The sequence below is a fragment of the Curtobacterium sp. PhB170 genome (genome assembly GCF_003752345.1).
GTDB lineage: Bacteria > Actinomycetota > Actinomycetes > Actinomycetales > Microbacteriaceae > Curtobacterium.
On the sequence record NZ_RJUM01000008.1, the window covers coordinates 203,043 to 229,603 of the forward strand.

Below are 26,561 nucleotides of genomic sequence, written 5' to 3' on the forward strand. Positions count from 1 at the left end.
CAGCTGTGCAGTGTGAAATTGCACGGACGCGACTGTGGAGAACAGCAAACCGCCGCCCGCGGGGAGCGGACGGCGGTTTGGTGTGCGATCGGAGGGACTAGAAGGCGACGCCCCGCGCGGACATGAACGGCACCGGGTCGGTCGTGGCGCCGTTGATGTGCACCTCGACGTGGCTGTGGCACCCGGTGGAGGCGCCGGTCGAACCGACGAGGGCGATGAGCTGCCCCGCCGAGACCTGCTGTCCCGGGCTGACCCGGAACCCACCGTTGACGATGTGACCGTAGGCCGTCTTCACGCCGTTGCCGTGGTTGATGCGGACGTAGTTGCCGTAGCCGCCGTACCAGCCGACGTAGTCGATGGTGCCGGCGGACGCCGCGACGATGGGCGTCGAGCAGCCGCTGGCGAGGTCGGTGCCGTCGTGCTTGGTGACGATCCCGGTGATCGGGTGCACGCGGTAGCCGTACGGGCTGATCACGTAGCCTCTGGCCGGGCGGACCCAGCCCTGGCCGCCGCCCGAGCCGGCGGAGCCGCCAGTGCCCGAGCCGCTGCTGCCGGAGCCGCCACCACCGCCGGACGATCCGCTGCCGGCGTTGGCTGCCGCTGCGGCTGCGAGGGCTCGTGCCGCACGGGCTTCGGCCTCGCGCGCAGCCTTGGCTTCCGCCGCCTTGCGGATCTGCTCGCCCTTGGCGAACTCGGCCTCGGTCCGGACGCGGCCGGAGACCAGGGTCGCGAGCTGGGCGTCGAGACGGGCCTTGTTCGACTGCTGCTCGTCGTAGGCGGTCTGCACGGCATCGGACGCAGCCTGGGCTTCCTGCATGCGGGCCTCGGCCTTCGCGGCGAGCCGCTCGAGCTCCCCAGCAGCGCGGTCGGCCTGGGCCTCGAGCGAACGAGTGACGCCGGCGTCGACGGCCGCGGCGGCCTGCACACGGTCGGCCTGTTCGGACAGCTTGCTCAGCGCACCGAGGTCGTAGAGCAGGTCGCGGGCGTCCTCGCCCTTGGTGAGCACCGAGGTCGTGACGTCGGCGCCGCCGGAGCGGGCCATCTGCGCGGCGAACTGGCCGGCCTGCGCGGCGCTCTGCTCGGCGACCTTCGCGTGCTCGTCCGCCTTCGCGCGGAGCTGCTGCTCTTCCTCCGCCTTCTCCTGCGAAACGGCCTGGGCCTTGAAGAAGACGTCGCCGAGCTCCTGCGCCTTCGCCTGTGCTGCCTCGACCTTGGCGTCGAGGTCGCTGATGATGCCCTTGATCTCGGTGATCTGCCCCTGCTTCGCCGATTCCTTGCCGCGGGCGTTCTTGACCTCGTCCCACGTGGGGTAGGTCACCGCCTGGGCAGTGGGTGCATCGACGACGACCGTGCCGACGAGGCCCGCGAGTGCCAGTCCGGTGACGGCGAGGCGGAGGCGCACGGAGGCACGAGGGGTGCGGTGGCTGGTGGGGCGAGACATCGACCACGAGCCTATACATCCGTACAGAGAAGATCGGACGCCGACGCGCCGCTGTGGACAACTCCTAGAACCCGCGCTCCTGACGGATCTCGTCCGCGCTGCCGACCACGTCGCGCCGGAGGACGTCCGCGCCGGAGGTCCCCGCGTAGTCGTAGACGTCGAACCCCGTGCAGTGCGTGATCGTCGCCGGGGCACCGAGGGAGTCCTCGACCGCGGTGGTCCACAGGTCGTGGGACCCGACCACCACGAACGTCGGGTCGGCGTCACGGTAGGCCCCGAGGTCGACGAGCCACGGGTACGTGTCGAAGGTGTCGCGGACCTGCAGCAGCTGCACGTTCGTCGCGGAGTAGGTGGCGAGCGGCCGCACCGTCCAGAACTGCCCGACCCCGGTGACCGACCGTCCGTCCGCCCAGCGGTCCAGGCAGGACGACGGGCTGTACCGGGCCGTGGCGACGGCGTGCGCGGTGCTCGGTGCGGTGGCGACCCCGGCGGCGAGGACCGCGACGGCGGCGATCGCGACGGTGGCCCGGACCCCGCGGAACGGCCGGTGCACGCGGGTGCGGCGGACCGCGGTGCGCGTGAGTTCGGCCACCGCGACGAGGGCCAGCAGCGGTGCGGTGACGACGGGTTCGAGGTACCGCGGCGTCTCCGACCCGACGAGCACGACCCCGATCGACGCCGCGACCACGGTCACCAGGGGCAACACGGTCGCGACGAGCACGGTGCGCGCGGTCCGGACCCGCCAGGCCCACACCGTGCCGCCGACGGTGACGAGCACCCCGACGAACATCAGGAACAGCCCGGCGTCGCCCGCGGCCGTGCCGGCCCGCACGTCGGTCAGCGCCGCGAAGAACTGCAGGGTCTCCACGGCGCGCGACGGCTGGACGTAGGTGGACGGGTCGAGCGACACGAAGGGCTGCAGCGGGATCCGCACCAGGTACCCGAGCAGCGACCCGACCGTCACGGTGCCGGACAGCAGCAGCGCGGGACGCCACGGCACCCGGCGCAGCACCGCCAGCAGCACGAGCGTGACGACGACGGGTGCGGCGGACCACGGCACGTACAGCGGGTTCGACGCGGTCGTGCAGAGCGCCACCAGCCCGAGCACCACGAGCACGACGACGGACGCCCGCCCGAGCCGCACGGCGCGGAGCACGAGCACCGCGGTGCCGAGCATCGCCAGCACCACGCCGTAGTAGTACGTCGTGGTGAGCAGCAGGGACGCCAGCTCGAGCGACGTCGCGGTGCCCGACGACTCCGTCAGCACCAGCAGGGTCACGAACGCCACGCTCACCGCCGACACCGTGATGCGGGCCGCTCGTCCGGCCGACGGCATGAGCTCGTTCGCGGCAGCCCGCACCAGCGCGTACACGGCCAGCAGGACGAGCACCCCGTTCAGCGCCAGGGCCTGCTGCGGGGTACCCGTGACGAGGGCGCAGAGCAGGTAGACCGGCAACTCGGGGAAGAAGAACAGCGCCGGGGACATCGCCCACTCGAACGGCTGCCCGAGCTGCATCGACCGGTGCACCAGGGGCAGCAGCACCGAGTCGCCGTCGTACCAGAGCAAGGCGACCCGCTCGGTGGCGACGACGTGGCGGAGGGCGATGACGGCCAGGGCCAGCGCGACCAGGGCGCCCAGGGCCTCCCGTCCGATCGCCCCGGCCACGCCGCCGGACCGACGGCCGCCGGACGGAGCCGGCGCCACGGCGGAGCGACGCGGTGCTCGGGGCATGTCCCGGAGCGTACCGAGGGCTGCTCGGGACGACCCCACAGGACGGGGCAGCGCGCTGCGAGTCCGACCGGCTACCCTTGTGCGCTGTGACCGACGCGCGCGAACAGTTGATCCAGTACATCTCCTCCGAAGCGGTGTTCCACGGCGACTTCACCCTGACCAGCGGGAAGAAGGCGACGTACTACATCGACCTGCGGAAGGTCAGCCTGGACCACCGGGTCGCGCCGCTGATCGGTCAGGTCATGACCGAGCTCGTGCAGCAGGTGCCGGACGTCTCGGCCGTCGGCGGACTCACCATGGGCGCCGACCCCATCGCCAGCGCCGTGCTGCACCAGGCCGCCGCACAGGGCCTGACCTACGACGCCTTCGTCGTGCGCAAGGAGCCCAAGGACCACGGCCGCGGCAAGCAGGTCGAGGGCCCGGACCTCAAGGGCAAGCGCGTCGTCGTGCTCGAGGACACCTCCACCACGGGCGGCTCGCCGCTCAAGGCGGCCGAAGCGCTCGAGCGTGAGGGCGCGATCATCGCCGCCGTCGCGGTCGTCGTCGACCGCGACACCGGCGCCAAGGAGACCATCGAGGCAGCCGGGTACCCCTACTTCGCGGCCATCGGGTTGGCTGATCTGGGGCTGACCGCGTGAGCGGGGAGCGTCCGGACGACGCGCGCGACCCCGAGGACACAGCCGGTCCCGCAGCGGCGGCCGACGGTGCCGACGGGGTGGACGGCCAGGAGGCCCGGCGCGCGTCCGACCCGGACGCTCCGTTCCACGGTCTCCGCAGCGCCGCGGACATCTTCGGCGCCCCGCGGGGCGAGGAGGACTGGCCCTCGCGACGGGAGCGCCGCGAGGCCGAGCGCACCGCTCGCGAGACGGGCGCACCGCTGCCGGAGCCGTTCGAGGCGTCGGCGTCCGAGGCCGAAACCTCCGCACCGGCTGTGCCTGCTCCGACCGCTCCGGTGCTGGACGACGGCGCGACGCAGGCGATTTCGATGCCCGAGCAGCTGTCGGCACCGTCGGAGAACCCGGACGCCGCCGCCGAGCACGAGCGCTCCACCCTGCACGACCGCATCCCGCCGGCCGCCGTCGTGCCGCCGAACCCCACCGCGCCGCACCCCTCGTCGATCGTGCTCCCGACCGCGCAGACCCACCGCGACGAACGCGCCGCGGCGTCGCAGGCCATCGAGGACGAACGTCGCCGCGTCGACCCGTTCGGCGAGGGCCGTGCCGACGTCGACTGGCTCGGCCGTGCCACCGGCTCCGGCGCAGCCGTCCCGCCCACCGGGCCCGTGGCACACCAGCCGCTCGGCGTCGAGAACGTGCTGCCCCCGTCCGAGGAGCCGCCGAGCTTCACCGACCTGCTCCGGACCACCGGCACGGGGCCCGTGCCCACGCAGGGCGCCGGACCGGACCGGCCGTTCGACTGGGCCATCCGCGACGACGAGACCGGCGAGGTCCCGACGACCCTGACCGGCGACTCGTTCGACACGACGGCGTTCGGTGACGGCGGTTCGTGGTCGTTGGCGGACGATGCCGATGCCGATGCCGATGCCGATGCCGATGCCGATGCCGATGCCGATGCCGACGCCGAGGTCGTCTCCGGCGAGGTCGACACCCCGGTCGACGGGGTGCCGCAGGCGCCGCGGACGTTCCCGGTGCCCCCGGCGGTACCGGCTGCCGTCCCGCCGGCCGTCGTCCCACCCGCTGCCGCTGTCCCTCCTGCTGTTCCTGTTCCTGCGGCGCCGACCGAGGCACTGGACGTGCGTCCGGAGCCCGCCGCCGGTGACGGGGCGGAGTCGGGGACGGGCCTCCCGGAGGACGCGGCGACCACCGCGCTGCCGGCCGCCGCTGCTCCGCCGCTCGTCGAACCCGCTGCGTCGCCCGCGTCCCCAGCGCACCTGCCGCCTGCGGTGGGGCACGACCTGGACGCCGTGCTCGGCCTGCGCGGGGACGACACGGGGGCGCAGCCCACGGCGTTGCCGGCCGCTGCGCCGGACGACTTGGACCAGTCCGAGTGGGACGGCCGCGAGACCAGCGACACGAGTGCGATCAAGGACCTGTTCGGCACCGAGGCCGTCGGGCAGCTCGGCGGCACGGGGTACGACCCGGAGGACACCGGGACGCGGATGATGCCGACGGCCGCGGTGCCGTCGGCTGCCGCTGCCGCTGCCGCTGCCGCTGCCGGTGCCGGTGCCGGTGCGTCGTCGCCTGCTCCCGCTCCGTCCGGCCAGCCGGTCGAGCGCGACAACTTCATCAACCAGGGGGCGGCGCGCCTGCGGAGCGAGGGCAAGCGCGGCAAGCAGCTGCTCGTCTACGGCTCGATCGCCCTGATCGTCGTGCTCATCGTCCTGGTGTTCCTGCTGTCGAAGTGGATCCTCGGCAACAACATCTCCGACCAGGAGATCGCGCCGACGAAGTCACCGGCGGCAGCGTCGTCGGCTCCGGCGACTCCCTCGGCTGCGGCGTCTGCCGCTCCCTCGGACGAGGCCGCTGCTCCGGCTGCCACGCTCCAGTTCGCCACCACGCCCGCGCTGCCGGGCGAGCACGCCTGGACCGACCTGGCCGGCGGGGAGTGCCTGTCGCCGTTCACCAACGCCTGGGCGCAGAGCTTCACGGTCGTCGACTGCGCGACGCCGCACATCGGGCAGCTCACCGCACGGATCGCCGTGGACGGGGATGCCTACCCGGGGGCCGAGGCCCTCGCGACGCAAGCGGCCGACCAGTGTCAGTCGGACGCGGCGCTGAACGCCTCGGCGGCTGCGGCCGTCGGGGACGTGCAGGTGCAGGGGTCGTACGCGCCGGACCAGGCGACGTGGGACCAGGGCGACCGGTTCATCTCGTGCTTCGTGACGCGGTCGTCGGGGCAGGAGCTCACGGCGTCGTTGGCGCCGGGGGCGTAGGGCTGGCGGCGGGCGGCTGGCGGCTGGCGGCTGGTGGCGGGCGGCGGCTGCGGCGGGCTGGTGGGGCGGTCGACGTGGAACGACACCGTCGACGTCGTACGACATCGATCTCGTCGCTCGTTGCGCGCCGGTGATGCCCGCGTGCGCAACGAACGACATCCCCGACGTCGTGCGACGTCGGGGATGTCGTTCGGGGTCGAGGTATGCGCGGGTCAGGCGGCCGCGGGGACCTTCGCCGACACGTCGGACAGGGTCTGCAGCTCGTCGGCGCTGAGCTCGAGCTCCGCCGAGGCCAGCAGCGCCGGCAGCTGCTCGGTGTTGCGGGCGCTGGCGATCGGCGCGACGACGTCCGGCTGCGCCTGCAGCCACGCCAGGGCGACGGTCGCGAGCTCGGTGTCGCGGGCCTCGGCGATGGCGGACAGGGCGTCGACCACGGCGAGTCCCTCGTCGTTGAAGTAGCCGGAGACCTGGCCCTCGCGGTCCTTGCCGGCGAAGTCCTCCTTCGAGCGGTACTTGCCGGTCAGGAACCCGGCGGCGAGTGCGAAGTACGGCACGACGCCGAGACCGTGCGCGTGGGCGAGCGGCGCGATCTCGGACTCGTAGGGCTCGCGGGTGACGAGGTTGTAGTGCGGCTGGATCGCGACCGGCTGCGCGAGGCCGTTCTCGGTCGCGATGCGGATCCACTCCTCTGCACGGTCCTTCGAGTAGTTCGAGATCGCGGTGTAGCGGACGATGCCGTCCATCACGAGCTGGTCGAAGGCGCGGACGGTCTCCTCGAGCGGGGTCGACTGGTCGTCGAAGTGCGCGTAGTACAGGTCGATCCGGTCGGTGCCGAGGCGCTGCAGGCTGGCACGGGCGGCAGCGGCGACGGTGTCCGCGCCGAGGCCCTGGAACTGCGGGTGCTGCGAGCCCTTCGTGGCGATGACGACGTCGTCACGCTTGCCCGAGGCCGCGAGCCACGAACCGATCACCCGCTCGGACTCGCCGCCCTCGTTGCCGGGAGCCCACGCGGAGTACACGTCGGCGGTGTCGATGAAGTCGCCGCCCGCCGCGGTGTAGGCGTCGAGGACCTGGTGGGAGGTCGACTCGTCCGCCGTCCACCCGAAGACGTTGCCGCCGAGGGCGAGGGGGAACACGTGGAGGTCGCTGGTACCGATGCGGGGCATACGGGGGTCCTTTCGTGGTCGGGCGAGCGGTCCTCGATGCGAACCGCTCCTCGGCCGAGGCTATGCCCCGAGGCTTGACACGGCCCCGGTGGCAGCGGGTTGCATGGACCCATGACCGCACTCACCGAAGCCCTCGCCGACCCTCGTTCCTCGGTGCGGCTGCAGGCCGTGATGGCCGCCGGGACCACCCCGGAGGCGGCCGACCTCGACGTGCTCGTCGAGCAGTGCGCCGTCGAGCCGGACTTCTTCGTCCGCGACATGCTCACCTGGGCGCTGACCCGGCACCCGTCGGCCGACGTCGTCGCGCGGGTGGTCCCGTCGCTCACCCGTTCCGAGCCGCAGGCCCGCAGCCAGGCGCTGCACACGCTGTCGAAGGTCGGCGACCTGTCGGCCTGGCCGGCGGTGCGCCCGCTGCTCGCGGACCACGACGACGAAGTGCTCCGCGCGGCCTGGCGGACCGCCGTCGCGCTCGTGCCGGACGACGAGCGAGCCGACCTGGCCCGGACGTTGGCGGTGCAGCTCGGGGTCGGTCCGCGCGAACGGCGGCTCAGCCTGTCGCGGGCACTGGTCGGGTTGGGTGAGGAGACGGTGGCGCCGGTGCTCGCGGCAGCTGCCGAGCGCGGCTCCGGTGCCGTGCGGGACCACGTCGCCGACACGGAGCGGCTGTTGCACGACCCGGACGCTGCGTCCGCGCTCGCTCTCGAGCGGGCTCGGCGCGAGGTGGCGCTCGGCCGGACCCGGTCCGCCAAGGGGTGAGTGCGGCCGTGGACGTCACCAGCTGACGGACGGGAGGCCCGTGGCGACGCCGCCACGGGCCTCCCGTCCGTCGCTGGCTGGGCTGGGGTCGGCTGCCGGGCTCGCGTGAGGTTCCACGACATGCCGTCGGTTCGTCGCCGAGGTTCCACGGAGGGCCCCTGAGCGCGCTGAGGCTCCGAGATTTCGGAACCTCAACGGGCCCGCCCGCCCGCGCGCATCAGTCGGCGTCGGGGGCCAGCCAGATCGCGGTCGCGGCGGCGGCGGGCAGGTCGACGAGCGCCTCGGCGCCGTCGGCCCCACGTCGGGAGACCGCGATGACGCCGGCGTAGTCCCGCACCCGCTCGACCCGCAGGTGGGTGCCGAGGCCGACCCCGAGCTCGTCGAAGTACCGCAGCAGCGAGGGGTCGTCGTCCGACACCCGGTCGACGGTGCCGCACGCACCGGGCTCGATCGCACCGAGCAGCGTGCCGAGCGTCGCGGGCACGGTGCCGTCCGCGGCGGGGATCGGGTCGCCGTGCGGGTCGTGCGTCGGGTGCCCGAGGTCGGCGTCGACCCGGTCGAGGAACCGCTCCGACACCGCGTGCTCGAGCGCCTCGGCCTCGGTGTGGACCTCGTCCCAGGTGTAGCCGAGGCGGGACACCAGGAACGACTCGATCAGCCGGTGCCGTCGGACCATCGCCACGGCGACCTGGTGCCCGAGGGGGGTGAGCACGACGCCGTAGTACGGGGTGTGCTCGATGAGGCCGTCGCGGTCGAGCTTCTTGAGGTTGCCGGACACCGTCGAGGCCGACACCTTCAGCGTCGCCGCGATGTCCCGCGTGGCCAGTCCGGCGCCGCCGCGCTCCCCGGCCTTCCAGATGAGCTTGACGTAGTCCTCGGCCATGGTCGACAACGAGGGCAGGCGCATACCGCCAATCGTACGGCTGCACTGGTACAACCGGGACGTGCACCAACCCCGTCGCCGCCGCTGGCCGGTCCCGCCCTCGCTGCTCGTCGGCCTCGCGCCGCTCGTGGTGTTCGCGGCGATCAGTGCGTGGCGGTCGCGCCCGAGCGACGACTACCCGACCCTCGGCCAGACGGTGGACAGCGTCGTCCGGTCCCTGGTCGTCCCCGAGGGCATCGCCGCCGTCGCACTCGCCGTGGTCGTCACGGGACTCGGATGGTGGCGGATCGCGACCGTCGACCGCACCCGGACACCGCTGCGCTGGTCGGCACTGGCTCCGGCTCTGGTCCTGGTGGTGTGCGTGGTGCGCCTGCCGTTCATCGACTGGGCAGCGTTGCCCGTGCGCTACTTCCTGCTGCTCACCGTCGGGGTGCTGTTCGTCGGGGTGTTCGAGGAGCTGATGGCCCGGGGCACGCTGCTGGTCGGGCTCCGGCGCCGGGTGCCCGAGTTCGGCGTGTGGGCGCTGTCGTGCGTGCTGTTCGGGCTGCTGCACCTGCTCAACGCGCTCGCCGGGGCCGGCATCGGACCGACGCTGGTCCAGGTCGTGTTCGCGGCGTCGTTCGGCTCCACGCTCTACGTCGCTCGCCGGGTGACCGGGTCACTGCTCGTGCCGGTGCTGCTGCACGCGTTCTGGGACTTCGGGTCGATCGGGTACTCCGCGACCGCCGATCCGTCGGACACCGGTCGGCTCGTGGGCCTCGGGCTGATCGGCCTGTTCTCGTTCCTGGTGCTGGCGTTCGGGATCGTCGCGGGCGGCATGGTCGCGTGGCGCGACGACCGTCCGCGTCGCCTGGCGAAGCGCTGGCGTTCGGTGCCGCCGATGGCGGCGTTCGCCCTGGAGGCCCGTGGCTTCGAACCCGCACAGCCTGCGGTCCGGTTCACCTCGCGGTAGACCCCCGTTCGCGCGCTGGCAACCGCCTCTCCTTACCGTCGTGGTGATTCCAAGTCGGTACCAAGAGAGGAGCGCCGCTCGGTCCCCGAGCGGCCACCACACATGCGCAGAACCGCTGTCCGCGGGGTGACCGTCGCCGTCGCCGCGACCGCACTCGTGCTCGGGACACCCCTCGTCGCCCAGGCGGCCACGACGTACCCGAGCGACTCCGCCAAGCCCGACCTCGTCTCGCTGCTGAGCGGGTACGACCAGTTCTGGACGTCGAGCGGCGCCAACGACCTGCACGGCACCGTCGTAGACCCGGCCACGCTGGCGAAGAACGACCAGCTGACCTCGTGGATCAACCAGAACGCCACCGCGGCGCAGCAGTTCACCGCGCTGCAGGACTCCGAGTACCAGAACGCCACGAACACCGCCTACGACCAGTCCTCCACGGTCGCCCAGGGGCTCGGCGACGTGCTCGAGAAGGCGTACGTGCAGGGCCGGCTCGACGGCGCCCTGCCGTTGACGAGCGCGGTCATCAACAGCTCGAACGGCAGCACCGGCGCGTACGTGAGCACCGGGACCGCGAAGGCCCACTACAGCTACCCGCGCCCCTACCTGCCCGCGACCACCACCGCGACGCTCCCCGCGACCGACGACCAGACCGGCTGCGCCCCCGCGACGGTGAACGCCTCGTCGGTCTCCGCCAACCGCGCCGGCAAGGCGTGGGCCTCGGCCGACGGCACGCTCGACATCACCCGCGTCCCGGTCGCCACGGACACCACGCACGAGTTCTCGCCGAACGACGTCGTCCTCGACGCCGGCTACGGCACCGCGGGCATCTGCACGGGCGGCTCGTACCCCAGCGGACACACCACCACCGCGTACCAGGCCGGCATCACCCTGGCGACGCTCGTCCCCGAGCTCGCGCCGGAGATCCTCGCCCGCACGTCGGAGAACGGCAACGACCGCATCGTCCTCGGCGTGCACTACCCGCTCGACATCATGGGTGGGCGCATCGACGGCGAAGCCGCCCTCGCAGCCCGCTGGTCCGACACCCAGTACCGCACCGACGTGCTCGAGCCCGCTCGCGCCGAGCTCGTGCGGTACCTCGAGCAGCAGTGCGGTGACACCCTGGCGAAGTGCATCGCCAAGGAGAAGCCCTACACGGACAACCCCTACGGCGGGAAGGCGATCCCCGGCGGCACCGCCCAGATCGTCACCGACCGTGCCTCGGCCGTGCGGGTCTACCAGGAGCGCATGACCTACGGCTTCGCGAAGACCGGGACCGCCGGCCAGGCGCCCTCCGTCCCCGCCGGCGCGGAGAACCTGCTCCGCACCACGTTCCCGACGCTGACGGACGCCCAGCGCACGTCGGTGCTCGCCCAGACGGAGATCGACTCGGGCTACCCGCTCGACCAGACCGGCACGGCGAACGGCTCGTGGGAGCGACTCGACCTCGCCGCCGCGACGAGCGCGACCGTGTCGGTCGCCTCCGACGGTGCCGTGGAGGTCTTGTCGACCGGCGGCACCGCGCGGGTGCTGACCGGTGTCCTCACCGCGCCGCACGGATCGTCGGTCGCAGCCGGGTCGAAGCTGGCGCTGGCCGGCACGGGCTTCACCGCCGGTGCGACGCTGTCCGTCGTCCTGCACTCCGACCCCGTCACGGTGGGCACCCTGACCGTCGCCGCCGACGGCACGGTCGCCGGCACCGTGACGATCCCGGTCGGCACCGCCACCGGTGCGCACACGGTCGACCTGGTCGCCAGCACGGGCGACTCGGTGCTGGCCGCACCACTCGCCATCACCGTCACCCCGGCGGCGGCGACCGGCGGGACGGGAACGGGAGCCGGCACCGGCGGGACGGGCACGGGCGGGACGGGCACCGGCGTGGCGACCGACCCCGGCGCGACCACGGGCGGCACCGGCATCCACCTGCCGGTCGTCAGCGGCTGACCCCTCGCACCACCGCACCACCGATGCGACCGGCCGGTGCCCTCACCCCGCGGGCACCGGCCCCCACCGCTCTCCACCCCCTCGCCCTCCCCCTTCTCCGCTCTCCACTCCTCCCCGCTCGCCACCTTCCTCGGAGCCACGTCATGCGCACGCGCACCATCTGGACCACCGCCGGTGCCACCCTCGCCGTGCTCGCTGCGGCCGGGTTCGTCATGACCGCGCTCCTCGGCAGCGACCGCACCGCCGCCGCACCGGTGACGACCCCGGCCACGACCCCGGCCACGGCACCGGCCACGGCCGCGCCCGCGGTCCCGCACGTCGACGCCGCCGCGGTCGCGAAGCTGCCGGAAGCGCAGTACTCCGCCGTCATCGCCGGCCTGATGCCCTTCGACCGCACTGTGCGGTCGGACACCGTGTTCCACCTGCCCGCGGACGCACCCCTGTTCGGTGCCCACCGCGACCGCCCGGTCGCCCGTCTCGCCGCGCAGGACTTCCTGCGGCAACCGACCACCGTCGTCGGGGTCGAACGCGACGGCGACTGGGAGCTCGTCCTCACCCCTGCTCGCCAGCAGCTGCCGTCAGCCGCGGGGACCACCGGCGCCGCCGCGCAGACCGCCGCGTGGGTGCCGGTCCGCGCGCTCCGGGAGACGGCGACACCGCGCTCCCGGATCGTGATCTCGACGACCGACCAGACCGTGTCCGTCGTGAACGCAGCCGGCACGACCCTGCAGCGCTTCGACGCCGGAGTCGGCACGGCGGACACCCCGACGCCGACGGACGTGACCGGGTACCTCGAGCAGCGCTACGTCGACCCGGCCCAGGGCACGGGGGACCACCCGATCCAGCTCACGTCGTTGCACTCGGGCGCCGCCGACGAGCCGTACGGTGGCCACGACGGCGGGCTGATCGGCCTGCACTGGAACGCCACGACCTCGGGCACGGTGTCGCACGGCTGCGTCCGGCTCGACGCCGATGCCGTCGCCGCGGTCAACGCACTGCCGCTCGGCACCCTCGTCACCGTCGAGTGACCCGCCGCTGACGCCTCAGGGCTTGCGGCCGACGGCGAAGACCCGACGGAACGGGTACACCGTGCCGTGGGCGCTCGCCGGGTACGCCTCGCGCAGTGCCGCCCGGTAGCGCTCGACGTACTCCGCCGTCAGTGCACCGCTCGGGTCGACGGCGTCGAGGGCAGCCAGTGCCGGTCGCAGCCCGGTGCCGCGCACCCAGTCGAGCACCGGATCCTCGCCCGGCAGCAGCTGCGCGTAGGTCGTCTCCCACGCTCGGGCCGCGAACCCGGCGTCGAGCATGATGCCGAGGTAGCCGGCGGGGTCGAGCACCGGGTCCTCGCGCAGGACGCCGTCGAGCGCGGAGGCCCACGGCCCGGAGGCCCCGATCGACCGCATCAGCGCGTGCGACGGCGACCCGAAGTTGCCCGGCACCTGCATCGCGAACCACGACCCGGACGGCATCGCGTCGAGCCACCGCGGCAGCAGCGCCACGTGCGACGGCACCCACTGCAGCGCCGCGTTCGTCACGACGACGTCGTCGGTCGGCCCGGGCGTCCAGTCCTCGATCGCACCGAGCTCGAACGACAGGTTCGGCAGGCCCGCCAGCGCGGGGTCGGCCGCAGCCGACGCGAGCATCTCCGCCGAGCTGTCGATCCCGACCACCGGCGACGAACGCCACCGCGCTGCCAGCGTGGCGGTGAGGGCCCCGGGACCGCAGCCCAGGTCGACGACGCGACGCGGGGCCTCCCGTCCATCGTCCGCCGACCACGCGACCTGCGCGACCAGGTCGTGGAACGGACGCCCGCGGTCGTCCGCGAACGCGGCGTACCGCGACGGGTCCCAGCGCATCGCTACAGCTCGACCTCGAAGGGGGCGGTGCGCACGAGCTCGTGCACGCCGGAGATGACCTCGCTCGGACGGAACGGGTAGCGGTCGATCTCGGCCTGGTCGCTGATGCCCGTCATCACGAGGACGGTGTGCAGCCCCGCCTCGATACCGGCCTGCACGTCGGTGTCCATCCGGTCGCCGATCATGCCGGTGTTCTCGGAGTGCGCGCCGATGCGGTTCATCGCCGAGCGGAACATCATCGGGTTCGGCTTGCCGACCACGTAGGGCTGCTTGCCCGTCGCCTTCTCGATCATGGCGGCGATCGCGCCCGTGGCGGGCAGGACGCCCTCGGCCGACGGGCCGGTGGCGTCGGGGTTCGTGACGATGAAGCGGGCGCCGTCGCGGATCAGGCGGACGGCCTTGGTGATCGCCTCGAACGAGTAGTTGCGGGTCTCGCCGACGACGACGTAGTCGGGGGCGGTCTCGGTCATGATGAACCCGGCTTCGTGCAGGGCGGTCGTCATGCCGGCCTCGCCGATGACGAACGCGGAGCCGCCGGGCATCTGGGACTTGCAGAAGTCGGCCGTGGCGAGGGCGCTCGTCCAGATGCGCTCCTCGGGGACGTGGATGCCGGACCAGCGGAGCCGCGCGCTGAGGTCACGCGGCGTGAAGATCGAGTTGTTCGTCAGGACGAGGAACTCGGTGCCCTCGTCGAGCCACTGCTGGATGAGCTCGGGGGCACCGGGGAGGGCCTGGTTCTCGTGGACGAGCACGCCGTCCATGTCGGTCAGCCAGCACTCGACGTCGTCGCGGGTCGCCATGGCCTCACCCTACTGCGCACGGCCGACGGGGCCGGCCCGGCTCGGTGTCGGCTCGGAGAAGGCCGGGAGGCACGGATCGGCTCTTGCGCGTCGGCTCCGGACCCGAGATGGTCGAGTCACCGAACGCCACTCGGCTTTGCCCTAGGCTTTTCGGGACACGTACCGAATCAAGGAGAACCCGCCGTGCTCGTCGAACCCGGATCCCCGACCGCCACGCCCCGCCCCGCTGCGGTGCCGGACCTGGAAGCGGCTCCCGATCTGGTCGAGGCGACGCCGCGGCGGCGACGCGGACGGCCCAACGTGCTGAGCCGCGAGCAGGTGATCGACGCCGCGACGGCGATCGCGAACGAGGACGGCCTCGACCGCCTGTCGTTCCGTGCGCTCGGGGTGCGGCTCGGCGTCGCGCCGATGACCGTGCACCGGACCATCGGCGGCCTCGACGACCTGCACGGTGAACTCGTCCGTCGCACCGTCGACGAGTTCACCGCCACCTTCGTCTGGCCGGACGAGTGGCACGCGGTGGTGCGCACCTTCGCGACGACGTTCCGCGACCTGATGCGCACCCACCCCCTGGTGCTCGAGTCGCACAGCCGGCGCGGTGCCCTGGTGTCCACCGAGTCCGACGCCGTCGTGGCGAAGGTCGTCGGGGCGCTCCGCTCTGCCGGGCTGCCCGATGCCGAGGCGATGTACGCGTTCTTCGTCGTGTACGACTTCGTGGTCGGGCACACCTCGGTGGAGATCGGGCGGGGCGACGCCGAGGCCGGACGCCCCGAGCGGCATGCGCTCGTCGGGGAGCTCCTGGGGGAGCACTCGTACGACGCACGCTTCGCGCTCGGGCTCGACGTCCTCATCGCGGGGATCGAGTCGCGCGTCGCCCGCGGCGCCTGACCCCCCGCGTCGCCTGGCCCCGGCGCCGCTGTGACCGGGACCTGGTTCCCCGTGCCCGGCCGTACGCTGGTGCGGTGACCACTGCGCCCGAACCGTCGCACGAACTGACGACGAACGGCGTCGGCCCACACCCGGAACCCTGGCCGGACGACCCGCGGCTCGACCCGGAGCTGCTGGCGGCAGGGGACTCACGGAACGTGCTCGACCACTTCCGGTACTGGTCGATGGACGCCATCGTCGCCGAGCTCGACACCCGCCGGCACGCGTTCGACGTGGCGATCGAGAACTGGCAGCACGACCTCAACATCGGGTCGATCGTGCGGAGCGCCAACGCGTTCCTGGCCGGCACGGTCCACATCATCGGGCGGCGGCGCTGGAACAAGCGCGGTGCGATGGTGACCGACCGGTACCAGCACGTCCGGTACCACCCCGACGTGCAGGCGTTCCTGGTCGCGATGGCCGAGGAGCAGCGCCCGGTGATCGCGATCGACAACACCCCCGGTGCCGAGCGCATCGAGACCGCGGCGATCCCGGAGCGCTGCGTGTTCCTGTTCGGTCAAGAGGGCCCCGGGCTCACCGACGAAGCGGTGGCCGGCGCGTCCGGGCACCTGGAGATCACGCAGTTCGGGTCGACGCGGAGCATCAACGCCTCGGCCGCGGCTGCGATCGTCATGCACTCGTGGATCGTGCAGCACGCGGCGCCTGCCGACGCGACTTCGTGAGCAGAAATGGTCGGGTACGGGCCCTGGACCCGACCATTTCTGCTCACGAAGCGTGCGTGACGGACGCGGGACGGGCCTCCCGTCAGCCGCGTCAGCGCGGAGCGGTCGTGCGGCGAGCGACCAGGCGGGGCTCGACCAGGGACTCGGTGGCGGCGAGGCCCGGGTCGGCGATGCGGGCGAGCAGGCGCTCGCCGGCGCCACGGCCGATCTCCACGCTGCGGTCGTCGATGCTCGTCAGGCCGACGTAGCGCGTGGCGGCGACGGGGGTGTCGTCGTAGCCGATGACGGAGACGTCCTCGGGGACCCGGAGCCCTCGTTCGGCGAGTTCGGACAGCGCTCCGAGGGCCATCACGTCGTTGGCGGCGAACACCGCGGTGACGTCGGGGTGCTCGTCGAGCAGGGCGCCGAGGGCGCGGGATCCGGCCTCTTCGGTGGGTTCGCCGGGCAGGACCACGACGGCGACCGTCGCGCGACCGCCCGCTGCTGGCGCCCCGGCTGCTGCGCCCTCGAACCCTGCGCGGCGTTCCTTCGACGCCGCCGAGCTCGCGCCCACGAAGCCGAGCCGCGTGTGGCCCAGCGCGAGCAGGTGCTCCGCGGCCATCGCGCCGCCGGCCCGGTCGTCGTTCGCCACGGTGTCCGCGCGGGGGATCGAGACGCGCCCGCCGGCGATGACGACCGGCATCGACGCCGGGATCGCCAGGTCGGTGTCGGGCTCGCCGGCTATGACGATGCCCTCGACGCGCATGGACAGGAAGCCCTCGACCGGCGAGGCGTCGAGCCCCGTGTTGAGGAACCGGTCCGCGACGACCAGACGGTGGCCCTGATCCTGCAGGGCCTCGCGCAGCCCGGTGAGCAGGTCGACGAACCACTGGTTCCGGAAGTCGTCGAGGACCACGCCGACGGTGCGGCTCCGGGTGCCGGCGAGGGACACCGCAGCGGTGGAGGGCCGGTAGTCGAGCTCCTGGATCGCCGTGAGCACGGCGGCCCGGCGCTGGTCACTCACCCGGGGGGAACGCTGCAGCACCAGGGAGACGAGGGACTTCGAGACCCCGGCGCGCGCGGCGACGTCGTAGATGGTCGCGGGTTTGCCGTCTCCCATGATGCGCTTCGACCTCCGTTGGTTCGTCCGTCGATCGTAGCGGTTGACGTGACATGCGCGGGGTGGGGCGGTGGGCGCGGGGGGGCGGGGGGCGGTGCGCTTCGTGAGCAGAAATGGTCGGGTCCGTGGTGCGGACTCGACCGTTTCTGCTCAAGAAGTGCGCGTGGTCACTCCTCCACACGGGAGGCCCGGGGCACGTTGTGCACGGAAGGTGCGTTCGCGCGTGTGCACCCTGCGCGGGGGCGCGAGTGTGGACGGCATGCGAGCACGCCCACTTCCACCCCGCCTCCGGTACCGCTCGTTCGACGTCAGGGCCGCTGACCGTGCGGGTGTCGGCCGACAACGACTCCGACGGCGAGACCTGGTCCGGCCGACCCGATCGATCCGCTGGGCGCGGGGACGCCCACCCGACGGCGTCGAACGGATCCGGGCGTTCCGGCCGATCCTGCTGCCCGGACAGTTCGTCAGCCACCTCTCGGCAGCCGTGCTGTGGGAGCTGCCGCTACCCGTCGGTGCCGCAGGGCCGGTGCACATCACGAGTCTGATCCCCGCCGCCCAACCACGTCGGACCGGAGTCGTCGGACACCGCATCACCGCCGACCGGGCTGCCGTCGCCGAGCGCTGGGGGATGCCCGTGAGCACTCCGGCGGCGATGTGGGTCGACTGCGGTGCGCTCCTGAGCATCGACCAGCTGGTGGCACTGGGCGATGCGATCGTCACGATCCGGCGGTGTGCCACGACGATCGACGACCTGCGCGGAGCGCTCGACCGGGCCGGGGCGCGCGCAGGCGTCCGGAAGCTGCGGGTGGCGCTCGAACTCGTGCGGGTCGGCGCTGGCTCACCGCAGGAGACCCGGGCACGGTTGGCCATCGTGCGCGCCGGGCTGCCCGAACCGAAGCTGCAGGTGGACGTCCTCGACCGGGCCGGGCGCTTCGTGGGGCGCGTCGACATGGCGTACCCGAAGCAACGCATCGTCATCGAGTACGAGGGGGACCAGCACCGGACGGACGCCGAGCAGTGGGGTCGTGATCTGCGGCGCTACCGCGAGATGGAGCGGCTCGGCTGGGCGGTCGTGCGGTGGACGAAGTCCGACCTGGGCGTGCACGCGGCGGGCGCCGTCGACCACCTGAGGGAACTGCTCGCGCGCCGGGGGTAGCGTCCGCCGCATGGCGACGCTGCTCATCACCGGGGCCGCAGGACGCATCGGGGCGGCTCTCCGGCCCAGGCTCCTGGCGGCCGGACACGACCTCGTCCTGCTCGACGAACGGACGCCCGACGACCCGGTCGTCGCCGGGGAGCGGTTCATCTCCGGCTCGGTGAACGACCCCGCTGCGCTGGACGACGCGCTCGCCGGGGTGGACACGGTGGTGCACCTGGCAGGGATCCCGACCGAGGCCGCGTGGGACGACCTGCTCGCGGCGAACCTGACCGGCACGAAGAACGTGCTCGAGCGGGCGGCCGCAGCCGGGGTGCTCCGGGTACTGCTCGCGAGCTCGATCCACGCGGTCGGCCGGGTCCCCGAGCCGCTCGACGAACCAGGCAGCGTGCCGGGCGATCGACTTCCGCGGCCGGACACCTACTACGGCGTGACGAAGGCGGGGATGGAACTGCTCGGCAGCCTGTTCGCCGACCGGTACGACATGTCGATCGTCTCGGCGCGCATCGGGGCCTTCGGGGAGCAGCCGTCGTCGTCGCGAGCGCTCCTGATGTGGAGCTCGCCCGACGACCTGGCGCGCCTGGTGCTCGCGACCGTCGACCTGCGCGAACCGGGGCACCACGTCGTGTGGGCGCTGTCGCAGAACACCGGGTCGCCGGCCGACCTGACCGCGGGTGAGGCGATCGGCTTCGTCCCGCGCGACGACGCGTCCCGCGCGCTCGACCCCGACGCTCGGGCGGACCTGCCGCCGGAGGACCTGCGGTTCCTCGGCGGCGAGATGGTGTCGTTGCCCCTCGGGCGCAGCACTTCGTGAGCAGAAATGGTCGGGTGGCCTGACGCCACCCGACCATTTCTGCTCACCAAGCGGACGCAGCCCCCCGCTACCCGATCAGGCTCGGGCGCAGGTCGCGCAGCGTGCGGGAGCGGGTCTGCCGCGCCGTGACCACGAAGGACACGAGCAGCGCCCCGAGCAGCCAGCAGAGCAGCACACCGGCGTCGGACCACGCGGCGCCGAGGTTCCCGCCGTACATCGTCTGCCGGATCGCGTCGACCGAGTACGTCATCGGCAGCGCGAAGTGCAGCGCGGCCAACGGCCCCGGCAGCGTCTGCCACGGGAACGTCCCGCCGGCGGTGACGAGCTGGACGAGCATGAGCACCAGGCCGAGGAACTGTCCCACCGACCCGAGCAGCACGTTGAGCGCCATGATGACCGCCGCGAAGGTCGCCGAGGCCAGCACCATGATCCCGATCGTGCCGCCGACGTGCACCACGTTCAGGTCGAGGGCGAACCGCACGATGAAGAACAGCGCCACCATCTGCACCAGGCCGAGCAGCGCCGGGGTCAGCCAGCCGCCGAACACCACCGCGAGGGGCTTCCGCACCGCGGTGATCGCCCGCTTCGAGATCGGCTTGAGGATGAGGAACAGCGCGTACATGCCGATCCAGGCCGCGAGCGAGATGAAGAACGGCGCGAGGCCGGCGCCGTAGTTCGACGCCGCGGCGACGTTGTCGTCCCCGACCTTCACCGGGTCGGAGATGACCGAGGCCTGCGACTCCCGCTCCGAGGCGTTCGACGCGGGGATCTTCGTGCGGCCCTCGTCGAGCGACGCGGCGAGCTTCGCGGACCCGGTCTTCAGCTCGTCCAGCCCCGATGCGAGCGACGAAGCACCTTCGTCGGCGGACGCTGCGCCCGTGGCGAGTGACGAAGCACCTGACGACAGCGTGGGTGCGGCGGTCGCGAGCGCAGACGTGCCGGCTGCCACCTGCGAGGCGCCCGACGAGAGCGTGGACGCCCCGGTCGCCGCCGACGCGATGCCGGAGGACAGCTCGGGAGTCGCGGCCGCCAACGACGAGGTACCGGCCGCGACCTGGGCCGATCCGTCGCGGAGCTGGTCCACCGACGACTTCGCGGTGGCGTAGGTCTTCTTCGCCTGTGCGCCCGTGGTGTTCACCTGCGTGACGGCATCCGTGACGGTGGCGGTCAGCGCGGCCTGCTGCTCCTCGGTGAGTTCGACGCCCTCGGGCAGGTTGTCGGTGATCCCGGCGAGCACGGTGTCGGCGTCGAGCGGCTGCAGTGCGTCGACGTCGGAGCTGTACCCGTCGATCTGGTCGGCGAGCCGCTTGTTGCCGGCGGCGACCTTCTGCGCCCCGTCGTTCAACTGCTGCGTCTGCGACGGCAGCGCCGCGGTCTGCTGCTGTGCACTCGCCAGGCCCGAGGCGAGCGTGGAAGCGCCCGAGGCAACCTGCTGCGCCCCACTGTCCAGCTGCTGGGTCTGCGACGGCAGGTCGGCCGTGCCGGACGCGAGCTCCGCTGCGCCGGACGACAGCTTGCCGGTACCGTCCGCCAGCTTGCGGGCCCCCGAGTCCGCCTTCGCGGTGCCGGAGGCGAGCTGGTCGGCCCCGTCGACGGCGTCGCCGAGGCTGTCGCGGACGTCCGCGAGCCCGACGAGCAGGGTCTTCGCCGCCTGCTTGCCGACGCGCTCGGCGACGGCGGTGCGCATGGTCTTGCCCGCCTGCTCGGCGATCGTCGAGGCCAGGTACGAGTTCGTGTCGGCCGTCGTCATGACGAGCTTCGCCTGCGTCGGGTCGTCGGACTGCGCGGACACCAGGTGCTCGGAGAAGTCGTGCGGGATCGTCACGACGAAGTCGTAGGTGCCGTTCCGCACGCCGGAGCGCGCATCGGCGGCGCTGGTCTTCGTCCACTTGAAGTCGGCGCCGTCGATCGCCTCCTTCGTGACGTCGGTGCCGTAGTCGACCTGGTCGCCGTCGAGGGTGGCGCCGGCGTCGAGGTTGACGATCGCCGCGGGGATCTGGTCGAGCTTGGCGTACGGGTCGCGGTTCGCCCACAGGTACGCGCCGCCGTACAGCAGCGGCACGATCATCAGGGCGATGAAGGCCAGTCGTGCGAGCGGGGTCGCGGTGAGTCGCGCCAGTTCGGCGCGGACGAGCGAGGTGGTGGTCACGGGGTTGCCTCCGTCGGGACGGTTGCGGATTCTGCGGTGACGGAAGGGCCGGACGGGAGGCCCGGCTCGGTTCCGTCGGACAGGGCCGCGTCGTCGGGACCCTCGGTCTGGAGCGCGGCGTGCGTCGCGGCGTCGTCGTGCGTCTGGATGGTGTCGAGCAGGGCCTCGACGGTCGCTGCTGCGGCCTTCGAGGTCACGAGCACGACGGTCACACCGCGACGGGAGACGTCACGGAGCACCGCGAACCACTCCTCGACGACGCCGCCGTGCCGTTCGGGTGCCGTGACGACGACGCCGGTCACGCCGTCGCGGAGCAGGGCGAGCTCGACGAGCAGTCGCACGCGCACGGCGGTCGGCACCCGCTGGACCGGGGTGTCCGCGTAGTGCCCCAGGCCGAGTTCCTCGAGCACGGTGTCGACGTGGTCGCGCGAGGGGCGCTGGGCGGCGAACGCGAGCTCCTCGCGCACGATCTGCTTGACGGTCATCACGGGGAAGGGCTCGGCGACGCCCGGGGTGTCGACGAGGGCGAAGGCACGGCGCACGGCGGCGGCGTCCTCGTGCCCGTCGAGCAGCAGCCGCCCGGTGTCGGGCTGCATCCGGCCGCCGGCGACGAGCGAGGCGAGCACGGGGGCCTGCTCGGTCTCGACGGCGACGACCCCGGGACGTCCGGGTGCGGCGACGGCGGAGACGACGGGCAGTGCCGCGCCGGGCTCCTCGCCGATGCCGACGTGGTCCAGTTCGAGCGTCATGCGGGGTCCTTCACGGGGGAGACAGCGGAGCCGGCGGCCGGGGCCGCGGGTTCGGACAGCAGTGCGGTGCGCCAGTCGATGCCGGCCATGCCGAGCGCCGACAGCACCACCATGCGCCGTCCGGCCTCGTCCGGGGTGCCCGACCGGGTCGTCTCGTCGAGGACGGCGATGCACGCGCCCTCGACCAGACGCCCGAGGGTGGCCGGGTCGACGTCGTCGCGCATGGCGCCCTCGGCGATCCCGAGCGTGCACGCCTGACGGACCTGAGCGCGCAGGGGTGCGAACACCTCGGCGACGGGCTCGGCGAAGGGGCTGCGCACGGCGACCCGGGCCATCGAGCGGACGTGTGAGACCTCGGTCCAGAGGGTCACGGCGATCGCGGCGAGCCGGGCGGCCGGCGGCAGCTCCTGCAGGTCCGAGGTGGTCGGCATGGCCGCGGCGATGCGAGCCGCACCGGAGGTCACGACCTCGCGCACGAGGTCGTCACGTGACGGGAAATGTCCGTACACCGCGCGGCGCGAGAGTCCGGCGGCCGCGGCGATCGTCTCGATGGAGGCGTCCGGATCGCGTTGCAGGCAGGTCCGCGCCGCGTCGAGGAGGGCTGCCCGGTTCTCGGTCGCGTCGCGGCGGGGTGCGCGTGCGGGGTGGGAAGCAGTGGTCACGAACCCCATCGTAATAACGTGCACACGTGTGTGCAACTTAACAGGAACACCGGCCCTCGAACGGGGGTGTCCCCCAAAGTGCGGACTGCCCTTTCTGAATGTAAGCGCATAACTTCACAGCAATCTCATGCGAACCACGGACTGAGCCTGGAGTGCCCTCTTTGAACCGTGCAACACCGAACCACGACCCGAACCCGAACTCCCACCGCATCGCACGCGTCCTGACCGCCGGCATCGCCGCCGTGGCCCTGACGTGCGGCGGCCTCGCAGTCGGGGGCGCGGCCTCCGCAGCTCCGACCGGGGTGTCGGTGGCCGACCTGAAGCTCTCCGCACCGCTGCGTGACGCCAAGCCCACCAAGACCGTCGCCGCCTTCGTGCGCACGACCGGCCAGGGTGCTCTCGAGGTGGACGCCGCCGCGAAGGGCGGTGACCTCGCCAAGTCGCGGACCCAGTCCTCGGGAGCGAAGAGCCGCGTCAAGGCGATCGAGTCGACCACCGCGGCCGTCCGCGCCGCCGTCAAGCGCGCCGACGCCGACTCCACCGAGCTCTACTCGACCGAGTACACCGTCCCCGGTGTCGCGGTCGTCGCCGACGTCTCCGCGCTGCAGGACATCGCGAAGCGCTCCGACGTCGAGAGCATCATCCCACTCACGCCGAAGAAGATCGTCGAGCCGACGGTCAACGCCGACGCGAGCGCCGCGCCGTCCGGTGTGGACCCGAGCCTCGTGAAGCCGGGCGCCGACGGCGTCTCGCCGAAGAACGCCGCGAGCGACGTCTACACGCGCTCGCTCAACGCCTGGCAGCAGACCGGCCACACCGGCAAGGACGTCAACGTCGCCGTCCTCGACACCGGCCTGGACTACACGCAGGCCGACTTCGGCGGACCCGGCACCACCGCGGCCTACCAGCAGGCCCTGGCGAACGCCAGCTCCGGCGCCCCGGACCCCAGCCTGTACGACGCGTCCAAGTTCCTGGGCGGGTACGACTTCGCCGGTGCGACCTACAACGCCGACCCGACCGACCCGGCCTACGACCCGGTGCCGGCTCCGGACGACAACCCGATCGACGGCAAGGGCGGCGACCACGGCACGCACGTGTCCGGCTCGATCGCGGGCTACGGCTTGACCGCCGACAAGCAGCAGTTCGACGGCGACTACACCAAGCTCACCACGCAGCAGGTGCAGGACATGTGGATCGGTCCGGGCACCGCGCCCGAGGCCGGCCTCTACGCCCTCAAGGTGTTCGGTGACGGCGGCGGTTCGACCGACGTCACGGGCGCCGCGCTCGACTGGGTCGGCCAGGCGCTCACCGAGGGCAAGGACATCAACGTCCTGAACCTGTCGCTCGGCTCCGACTACGGCGCACCGGACGACCCCGACAACGCCAAGATCGACGCGCTGACCGCACGCGGGGTCCTTCCCGTGATCGCCTCGGGCAACGCCGACGACTTCACCGACATCGGTGGCTCGCCGGGCAACGCCGAGGGTGCGCTCACCGTCGCCGCGAGCGCCACCGGTCAGTCGTTGTACGACGGCGTGCAGGCCACGGCCCCCGCGAACGTCGCGAAGACCTACCGCTCGCAGTACTCGTCCAACTTCACGGGCACGCTGCCGGTCGAGGGTGACGTGGTCGTCCCGACCACGAACATCGACGGCTGCGCCGCGTTCAGCCCCGAGGAGGCCGCGAAGATCGCCGGCAAGGTCGTCTGGCTGAAGTGGACGGACGGTGCGCTCGAGTGCGGCTCCGGCGTGCGCTTCAACAACGTCGAGGCCGCCGGCGGCACCGGTGTCCTGCTGGCGGGCACGATCAACACGTTCGCCTCGGGCATCGCCGGGAACGCGACCATCCCCGGTGCCGAGCTGACGCTGGATGCCGCCACGGGCCTCCAGGCCGCTGCCAAGGCGGGGACCCTGCACGTGCGCTTCGCGGACGAGCTCAAGGGCTTCGAACTCGCCACCGACCCGGAGGCCGTGAACACGCTCGCCGGGTTCACCAGCCGCGGCGTGCACGGATCGTTCGGCGACATCGTCAAGCCGGACATCGCCGGCCCCGGGGTCAACGTGATCTCGGCGGCCAACGGCACCGGAGACGGACGCATGTCGATGAGCGGTACGTCGATGGCCACGCCGGACGTCGCGGGCATCGCGGCGCTGACGTTCCAGTCCCACCCGACGTGGAGTGCGCCGCAGGTCAAGGCCGCACTCATGAACACGGCGACGCACGACGTCAAGGACGGCGACGGCACCGCGACCCTGCTCCGCCAGGGAACGGGACGCGTCGACGCGCTGCAGGCGGTCACGGCCGACACCACCGTCCGCAGCGTGGAGAACGGCCAGCTCGTCACCGCGTCGTACGGCGTGGTCGAGGTCTCCGCGAAGACCAGCGAGACCCGGTCCCTGCTCGTCGAGAACACCGACTCCACGGCGCACACGTACGACGTGGCCTACCAGGCCCAGGTCGACCAGCCCGGCGTCGCCTTCTCGCTGAGCACGAAGCGCGTCACGGTCCAGCCGGGCCGTGGTGCCGTCGTGACCCTCGCCGTCACGATCGCCGACCCGACCAAGCTCCGCCGCGTCATCGACCCCACCCAGGAGTCGGTGCAGAACGGCTACGAACGCGAGTTCGTCGCCGCTGCGAGCGGGCTCGTCACCTTCACGCCGACCGACACCACGACCGATCCGCTGCGGATCGGGACGTACATCGCGCCGAAGCCGGTGAGCGCGGTCCGCGGTGGGGGCGTCTCGTACACGGGCTCGCAGAAGACCGCCGACCTGCCGCTGCGCGGACAGACGGTCGACCAGGGCACGGCGACGACCGGCTACCACGCCGCGGTCGCACCGTTCGTGCTCGGTGGGACCAACGGGCAGGAGACGTTCCCGGAGGGTTCGGCGTCGCAGTCGCTCAAGGCCGCGGACATCCGGGCCTTCGGGGCGAGCTTCGACAAGCCCTCCGGCACCCTGGCGTTCGGCATCCAGACCGCCGGCCCCGACGCCAACCCCGGCGCCGTGACCAACGTCGAAGTGCTCATCGACACGAACCGCGACGGTGAGCCGGACTACCTGGTGTACGACGCCAAGTCGGCCACCATCGACGCGACGCTCGCCACGACGGTGGACCTGGCGACCGGCAAGGTCGTCGACGCCCAGCCGCTCAACGGCGGTGCGCCCGGCCAGGACGTCAACACCTTCGACAGCACCGTGAAGGTCCTGACGGTCGACGCCGCCACGATCGGCGCCACGAAGACGTTCTCCTACTCGGTCCTGACCGAGTCGGCGTACGCCCCTGGTGCGGCGACGAGCGGTTCCTCGGTCGTGGACGAGACGTCCGAGGCGGCGTTCAACCCCGAGAAGCCGACCCTGACCTTCGCGCAGGGCGGGACGACGGGCGTGCTCTTCGCCGACCAGGGTTCGCTCCAGGTCACGCGGTCGCCCGGTGTCGCCAGCGCTCGGATCCTGCTGCTCCACCTCGGCAACGCGGTGGGCAACCAGGCCCAGAGCGCCACGGCGACGTGGGTCGCGCCGACGCTGCAGCTGCAGAAGGGCAGCGGCGTCTCAGTGGCCGGCACGGCGAAGGTCGGGTCGAAGCTCAAGGCGGGCCACGGCAACTGGGACGGCACGGGTGTCACGTACTCGTACCAGTGGCTCCGTGACGGCAAGGCCGTGACGACCGCCAAGAGCTCGTCGTACACGCTCGTCGCCGCGGACGCCGGTCACCGCTTCTCGGTGCGCGTCGTCGCCTCGGCGAAGGGGTACCAGGACGGCACCGCGACCTCGGAGCAGACCGCGGTGGTCGCGCGGCGGTGATCGCACGGTGGTGATCGCGCGCTTCGTGCGCACTGCCGACTGAGCAGAAGACGTCGGGTTCGAGTTTCGGACCCGACGTCTTCTGCTCACGGAACGCGACGG

Annotated in this window: 21 protein-coding genes; 11 read left to right on the top strand and 10 right to left on the bottom strand. The window is 72.5% G+C overall.

The window, feature by feature from the left end; genetic code table 11:
- Nucleotides 1-97: 97 nt before the first annotated feature.
- Both EDF40_RS01520 and EDF40_RS01525 read right to left on the bottom strand, forming a co-directional pair.
- Nucleotides 98-1,441, bottom strand: a complete 1,344-nt coding sequence (locus EDF40_RS01520) for a M23 family metallopeptidase (protein ID WP_148053847.1) — start codon at nucleotides 1,439-1,441, stop codon at nucleotides 98-100.
- A 64-nt stretch (nucleotides 1,442-1,505) separates the two neighbouring features.
- Entirely contained in the window at nucleotides 1,506-3,173 is a 1,668-nt protein-coding gene (locus EDF40_RS01525; protein ID WP_148053848.1) for a hypothetical protein, read from the bottom strand.
- 86 nt (nucleotides 3,174-3,259) lie between these two features.
- On the opposite strand from EDF40_RS01525, the gene pyrE reads away from it, so the two are divergent.
- On the top strand, nucleotides 3,260-3,811 hold the full coding sequence (pyrE, locus tag EDF40_RS01530; protein WP_071404348.1) for an orotate phosphoribosyltransferase: 552 nt from the start codon (nucleotides 3,260-3,262) through the stop codon (nucleotides 3,809-3,811).
- A complete protein-coding gene (locus EDF40_RS18790) occupies nucleotides 3,808-6,066 on the top strand; it encodes a septum formation family protein (protein WP_148053849.1) in 2,259 nt (752 codons plus the stop codon). Before pyrE ends, EDF40_RS18790 begins: the two co-directional genes overlap by 4 nt.
- Before the next feature lie 212 nt (nucleotides 6,067-6,278).
- On the opposite strand, the gene EDF40_RS01545 is transcribed toward EDF40_RS18790, so the two are convergent.
- Nucleotides 6,279-7,232 (bottom strand): aldo/keto reductase, encoded by a 954-nt coding sequence (locus EDF40_RS01545; protein ID WP_123340071.1) that lies wholly within the window; start codon nucleotides 7,230-7,232, stop codon nucleotides 6,279-6,281.
- 111 nt (nucleotides 7,233-7,343) lie between these two features.
- Between EDF40_RS01545 and EDF40_RS01550 the strand changes: the two genes are divergently transcribed.
- Nucleotides 7,344-7,988 carry a HEAT repeat domain-containing protein gene (locus EDF40_RS01550; protein WP_123340072.1) on the top strand — a complete coding sequence of 215 codons (645 nt, stop codon included), beginning with the start codon at nucleotides 7,344-7,346 and terminating at the stop codon, nucleotides 7,986-7,988.
- Between the two features lie 217 nt (nucleotides 7,989-8,205).
- Here EDF40_RS01550 and EDF40_RS01555 read toward each other — a convergent pair whose 3' ends face one another.
- Complete coding sequence (locus tag EDF40_RS01555; RefSeq protein ID WP_123340073.1) at nucleotides 8,206-8,895, bottom strand: metal-dependent transcriptional regulator; 690 nt, start codon at nucleotides 8,893-8,895, stop codon at nucleotides 8,206-8,208.
- Nucleotides 8,896-8,932: 37 nt separating this feature from the next.
- On the opposite strand from EDF40_RS01555, the gene EDF40_RS01560 reads away from it, so the two are divergent.
- The 3 genes from EDF40_RS01560 to EDF40_RS01570 all read left to right on the top strand — a co-directional run bounded on the left by EDF40_RS01560 (nucleotide 8,933) and on the right by EDF40_RS01570 (nucleotide 12,789).
- On the top strand, nucleotides 8,933-9,823 hold the full coding sequence (locus EDF40_RS01560) for a CPBP family intramembrane glutamic endopeptidase (RefSeq protein ID WP_185002644.1): 891 nt from the start codon (nucleotides 8,933-8,935) through the stop codon (nucleotides 9,821-9,823).
- 102 nt (nucleotides 9,824-9,925) lie between these two features.
- Nucleotides 9,926-11,761, top strand: coding sequence for a phosphatase PAP2 family protein (locus EDF40_RS01565; protein WP_123340075.1), 1,836 nt, complete (start codon nucleotides 9,926-9,928; stop codon nucleotides 11,759-11,761).
- Nucleotides 11,762-11,904: 143 nt separating this feature from the next.
- Nucleotides 11,905-12,789 (top strand): L,D-transpeptidase family protein, encoded by an 885-nt coding sequence (locus tag EDF40_RS01570; protein WP_123340076.1) that lies wholly within the window; start codon nucleotides 11,905-11,907, stop codon nucleotides 12,787-12,789.
- Between the two features lie 15 nt (nucleotides 12,790-12,804).
- Here the strand turns inward: EDF40_RS01570 and EDF40_RS01575 are convergent, their stop codons facing one another.
- Both EDF40_RS01575 and EDF40_RS01580 read right to left on the bottom strand, forming a co-directional pair.
- Nucleotides 12,805-13,617: a methyltransferase domain-containing protein gene (locus EDF40_RS01575; RefSeq protein ID WP_123340077.1), complete on the bottom strand. Its 813-nt coding sequence runs from the start codon at nucleotides 13,615-13,617 to the stop codon at nucleotides 12,805-12,807.
- Between the two features lie 2 nt (nucleotides 13,618-13,619).
- On the bottom strand, nucleotides 13,620-14,417 hold the full coding sequence (locus EDF40_RS01580) for an HAD-IIA family hydrolase (RefSeq protein WP_123310397.1): 798 nt from the start codon (nucleotides 14,415-14,417) through the stop codon (nucleotides 13,620-13,622).
- A 183-nt stretch (nucleotides 14,418-14,600) separates the two neighbouring features.
- Here EDF40_RS01580 and EDF40_RS01585 point away from each other — a divergent pair, with 183 nt between their 5' ends.
- Both EDF40_RS01585 and EDF40_RS01590 read left to right on the top strand, forming a co-directional pair.
- A complete protein-coding gene (locus tag EDF40_RS01585; RefSeq protein WP_123340078.1) occupies nucleotides 14,601-15,305 on the top strand; it encodes a TetR/AcrR family transcriptional regulator C-terminal domain-containing protein in 705 nt (234 codons plus the stop codon).
- 74 nt (nucleotides 15,306-15,379) lie between these two features.
- Complete coding sequence (locus EDF40_RS01590) at nucleotides 15,380-16,027, top strand: TrmH family RNA methyltransferase (RefSeq protein WP_123340079.1); 648 nt, start codon at nucleotides 15,380-15,382, stop codon at nucleotides 16,025-16,027.
- Nucleotides 16,028-16,118: 91 nt separating this feature from the next.
- Here EDF40_RS01590 and EDF40_RS01595 read toward each other — a convergent pair whose 3' ends face one another.
- On the bottom strand, nucleotides 16,119-17,126 hold the full coding sequence (locus tag EDF40_RS01595) for a LacI family DNA-binding transcriptional regulator (RefSeq protein WP_123340080.1): 1,008 nt from the start codon (nucleotides 17,124-17,126) through the stop codon (nucleotides 16,119-16,121).
- 259 nt (nucleotides 17,127-17,385) lie between these two features.
- Here EDF40_RS01595 and EDF40_RS01600 point away from each other — a divergent pair, with 259 nt between their 5' ends.
- Nucleotides 17,386-18,282 (top strand): endonuclease domain-containing protein, encoded by an 897-nt coding sequence (locus tag EDF40_RS01600; RefSeq protein WP_148053850.1) that lies wholly within the window; start codon nucleotides 17,386-17,388, stop codon nucleotides 18,280-18,282.
- A 10-nt stretch (nucleotides 18,283-18,292) separates the two neighbouring features.
- Entirely contained in the window at nucleotides 18,293-19,096 is an 804-nt protein-coding gene (locus tag EDF40_RS01605; protein ID WP_221180470.1) for an NAD(P)-dependent oxidoreductase, read from the top strand.
- A 67-nt stretch (nucleotides 19,097-19,163) separates the two neighbouring features.
- Here EDF40_RS01605 and EDF40_RS01610 read toward each other — a convergent pair whose 3' ends face one another.
- From EDF40_RS01610 to EDF40_RS01620, 3 genes are read right to left on the bottom strand one after another with little or no spacing between them, the layout of a single operon-like run.
- Complete coding sequence (locus EDF40_RS01610; protein ID WP_123340082.1) at nucleotides 19,164-21,245, bottom strand: YhgE/Pip domain-containing protein; 2,082 nt, start codon at nucleotides 21,243-21,245, stop codon at nucleotides 19,164-19,166.
- Nucleotides 21,242-21,994, bottom strand: coding sequence for a hypothetical protein (locus EDF40_RS01615; protein ID WP_123340083.1), 753 nt, complete (start codon nucleotides 21,992-21,994; stop codon nucleotides 21,242-21,244). The genes EDF40_RS01610 and EDF40_RS01615 overlap by 4 nt, the downstream gene beginning before the upstream one ends.
- Entirely contained in the window at nucleotides 21,991-22,656 is a 666-nt protein-coding gene (locus tag EDF40_RS01620; protein ID WP_123340251.1) for a TetR/AcrR family transcriptional regulator, read from the bottom strand. Before EDF40_RS01620 ends, EDF40_RS01615 begins: the two co-directional genes overlap by 4 nt.
- Nucleotides 22,657-22,817: 161 nt before the next feature.
- On the opposite strand from EDF40_RS01620, the gene EDF40_RS01625 reads away from it, so the two are divergent.
- Complete coding sequence (locus EDF40_RS01625; RefSeq protein WP_148053851.1) at nucleotides 22,818-26,459, top strand: S8 family serine peptidase; 3,642 nt, start codon at nucleotides 22,818-22,820, stop codon at nucleotides 26,457-26,459.
- The last annotated feature ends 102 nt before the right edge of the window (nucleotides 26,460-26,561 follow it).